Here is a 991-nt window from a genome sequence, read left to right as displayed (position 1 = left end):
TGAACAGTGATGTTCAGCAGTGTTCAGCGTAAATGTATCAGATTGTCTATGCTGTCTCGTCTTTCTCGCCGTCAACTGTTCGCCTTTGGTCTGGCCAGCGTGGGGGCCTGGGGAATGGGGCGTTTGGCCCAAGCCCAAGGTCGGATCCCTCAGGAGCCACTCCTGTCAGCGAGACAGAGTCCTTTTCGTCGGGTAGCCAGCCTCACCACCTTGACTGCCGATATCCTCTATCGCTTGGCCCCCGATAGGTTGGTGGGGATCCCTGCCGGTCGTTTGTTGGAGGAGGATCCCCGCTTCCAAGGCTTGACCCGCCTGGGGCTGGGCAACCAACCCAACCTGGAGCAGCTTGTGGCCCTACAACCGGACTGGGTGGTGGGGGCCAGTGGCTTTCACGAGGCTCTGGCAGAACGGCTGCAGGAGCTGGGGATCCCCACCTACCTCACCCGCGTGGACAGTTGGGCTGCTTTGGAAGAGACGATTGCCACCCTGGCTGCTGCTTTGGGGGCGGATCCCGATCCCTTGCTGCGGCAGTATGGATCCCTTTTGCCCCAGGAACTGCCCCGCGTTCGACCCAAAACCTTGCTTTTGGTGGGCACCCAGCCGATTCTTTCTCCCAACCGACAAAGCTGGGCCGGGGATCTGCTGGAACGCTTTGGCGCGGACAATCTCACCGCTACCTTGCAAAGCCAAGGGCCTTTTCGGGGCTACGTCACCCTTTCGGCAGAGCGCATCCTGGAAGCCAACCCAGAAGTTCTGCTGGTGGTCAACCCGGAGGCGGCGGATCCCTTGGCGTTTTTCCGTTCCCGCCCCTTTTGGAATCGGTTGCAAGCCGTCCAAACTGGGAAAGTTTATGGATTTGACTACTACGGCTTGGTCAATCCCGGTAGCTTGGAGAAAATTAGAGTTGCCTGCAAGCAGTTAGCCCGCATTTTTTGAACGGACTTGGAGTGTCTGATACATTTACGCTGAACACTGCTGAACATCACTGTTC

General features: G+C 58.1%; 1 protein-coding gene. It reads left to right on the top strand.

Annotated features, from left to right (window positions below; translation table 11 throughout):
- Positions 1-48 precede the first annotated feature (48 nt).
- Positions 49-936, top strand: a complete 888-nt coding sequence (locus NW843_RS07550) for an ABC transporter substrate-binding protein (protein WP_414522569.1) — start codon at positions 49-51, stop codon at positions 934-936.
- Positions 937-991: the final 55 nt, after the last annotated feature.

Source organism: Synechococcus sp. R5-12, assembly GCF_047502655.1.
Taxonomy (GTDB): Bacteria; Cyanobacteriota; Cyanobacteriia; order Thermostichales; family Thermostichaceae; genus Thermostichus.
Note: the sequence above shows the minus strand (reverse complement) of the source record. Positions and strands in the feature narration are given on the sequence as shown.